Source organism: Pseudomonas sp. NBRC 111143, from assembly GCF_001320965.1.
GTDB classification, from domain to species: domain Bacteria; phylum Pseudomonadota; class Gammaproteobacteria; order Pseudomonadales; family Pseudomonadaceae; genus Aquipseudomonas; species Aquipseudomonas machongensis.
Map to the genome: position 1 here is coordinate 1 of NZ_BCBT01000108.1, position 2,329 is coordinate 2,329.

Genomic DNA, 2,329 nt, shown 5'->3' on the forward strand with positions numbered 1-2,329 from the left:
TACGAGATGATAAATAAATGAAGAGTATACCAACCAGAAACTAACTTTGCCGAAAGGTGAAGAAAAAATCTCCTTGACTTCATTAAAACCCTTTTCTGACTCCAACGATTTGCTCAGCATATACAGTATCAGTCCCAGAAAAATAAAGAGCATAATTCCTGAAATCCGGTGCAGAATCGATGTAAGCGCCGTGAGAGGAAGCTGAATGGTTCGAATATCAAGATTAACCGGCCGCTTTTTATTCATTTTGACTCCAGTCAACAATTCTAGTGGGGGATTTCAGTTTTCGATCTCATTCATCATAGCAGCTGTGTAACCGCTCCATAAACCCCGTCCTGGCGGACGGGTTTTTTCAGGAAGCAGAGGCAGAAGCTGGCGAGCTGTTCCACGGCAGCAGCGCTTCGTAATCCTCGACGCTACTGGCAGTCGGCAGGCGTTCAAGGATGTGGCGCAACCAGGCGTAAGGCTCTTGCCCGTTGGCTTTGGCAGTTTCGATCAGGCTGTAGATCTGCGCGCTGGCGGTAGCGCCTTTCGGCGTGTCGCTGAACAGCCAGTTCTTGCGGCCGATGACGAAGGGACGGATGGCGTTCTCGGCGCGGTTGTTGTCGATCGGTAGATGCCCGCCTTCGATGTAGCGCACCAGCCTGCTCCAGTTTCTGGCCAAGTAGTTTACCGCCTTGCCCAGGGCCGTCTGCCCAGCGACCTGCGGCTGGGTTTTGTCCAGCCAGGCCTTGAGTTGGTCGATCAGGGGCTGGCTGCGTTGCTGGCGGACGTCGAGGCGTTCGCTATGGTCAGCGTCCTTCAGGTCACGCTCGATGCCGTAGAGCTTGTTGATCAGGCTCAGCGCCACGTCGGCACGCCCAGTCTTGCCCTTGGGCTGCACCTTTTGGGCTTCGACGAACTTGCGTCGCGCATGCGCCCAGCAGCCCAGGCGTTCGATGCCGTCGCGTGCAGCCACGGCGTTGTAGCCGGCGTAGTCGTCGGTCATCAGGTAGCCGCGGTAGCCATCGAGCAGGCGTAGCGGCACCTCCTGCGCGCGGCTGGCTGTGTAGTCGAAAAGGATCACCGGCTTGTCCGGCGGCCCACCGCTTTGCACCCACATCCAGGATTGTGCCGAGGGGTCGCGCCCCGGTTCATGCAGCACCTGCAAGCGCGTTTCGTCGCAGTGCAGCACGGGGTAGTCCAGCAGCTTGTCGCGCATCAGGTTGAGCAGCGGTTGCAGTTGCTCGCCACTTTGGATCACCCAACGCGCCAGGGTCTGCCGTGGGATGTCGACGCCGTGGCGGCTGAGCATCTTTTCGAAGCGGTACAGCGGAATGCCGTCGGCGTACTTGGTGGTCAGCAGCATCGCCAGCACGCTGGGGCTGGCCAGGCTCTTCTCGATCAGTTGTGCCGGTTTATCGGCGGTGACCGGCGCGGTTTCACAGGCCTTGCAGGCATAGGTCTTGCGGATGTGGCGGATGACCCGCACCTGCATCGGGATGATCTCCAGCTGCTCGCTGGTCTCCTCGCCGATCACCTGCTTGCAGGAACCGCAGGCGCAGGTGCGCTCGTGCTCGGGCAGCTCATGGATGACCTCCATACGCGGCAGGTTGGCCGGCAGCGGCTTGCGTTTGCCACGGCGCTTGACCGGCGCAACGACTTCTTTGGCTTCGGCTTCGGCTTCGCTTGGCGCAGCGGCCGCTTCGATCAGCTCTTCGACCTCGTTGAACATGGCCAACTGCGGCGAGTCGGCGTCTTCAGGGCTGCGCTCGGACTTGGGCGAGAACAGCTTGTGGCGCAGCAAGGCGTTCTCTTCCTGCAACTGCAGAATCAGAGCCTTGAGCAGGACGGGATCGTCGGGAAGGTTGTCGGCGCCAAATTTCATGGCGCCGGATTATACCGGCTCAGGCCACGTAACGCGGCGTCAGAACCTGATGCGGACGGTTACGCCACAGGTCGATACCGTCGAGCAGCCAGTTCAGTTCGTCGACCGTCAGTTCGATGGCTTCGTCACCGGCATCGGGTTTGGTCTTGAAACGCTCGGCTTCCAGTCGCTTGAGCCACAGGCAGAAGCCATTGCGCTCCCAGTAGAGAATCTTGACCTGGCTGCGCGTGCGATTGAGGAACACGAACAGCACCGGGTTGAACACCTCCACCTTGATGTCCAGCTCGACCAGCGCGGCCAGTCCATTGATGGATTTGCGGAAGTCGACGGGCTTTGGGTAGAGATAGACCTTCTGCACTTTGGCGTCGGGACGCATCATGACGGAACTCCACGGGAAAATAGGGAGCCCAGCATCCGGGATACGGAGAGGTCAGTTGAATATGGGGTCTATGGAGCGCATAC

The 2,329-nt window shown here is 59.1% G+C and carries 3 protein-coding genes; all 3 read right to left on the bottom strand.

Annotation, left to right across the window (positions count from 1 at the left end):
• On the bottom strand, nucleotides 1–246 hold a 246-nt coding region (sdhC, locus tag APH44_RS28745), incomplete at its 3' end, for a succinate dehydrogenase, cytochrome b556 subunit (RefSeq protein WP_054895653.1).
• Nucleotides 247–352: 106 nt separating this feature from the next.
• Nucleotides 353–1,867, bottom strand: a complete 1,515-nt coding sequence (locus APH44_RS28750) for an IS66 family transposase (protein ID WP_082425862.1) — start codon at nucleotides 1,865–1,867, stop codon at nucleotides 353–355.
• Nucleotides 1,868–1,886: 19 nt separating this feature from the next.
• The gene (gene tnpB, locus APH44_RS28755; RefSeq protein ID WP_003458507.1) at nucleotides 1,887–2,246 is read right to left on the bottom strand and encodes an IS66 family insertion sequence element accessory protein TnpB; all 360 of its coding nucleotides are present in this window, start codon (nucleotides 2,244–2,246) and stop codon (nucleotides 1,887–1,889) included.
• Nucleotides 2,247–2,329: the final 83 nt, after the last annotated feature.

Bases quoted from the DNA above. Each gene is read 5' to 3' on its own strand.
- APH44_RS28750 (WP_082425862.1), bottom strand. From the start codon at position 1,867: ATGAAATTTGGCGCCGACAACCTTCCCGACGATCCCGTCCTGCTCAAG.
- tnpB (WP_003458507.1), bottom strand. From the start codon at position 2,246: ATGATGCGTCCCGACGCCAAAGTGCAGAAGGTCTATCTCTACCCAAAG.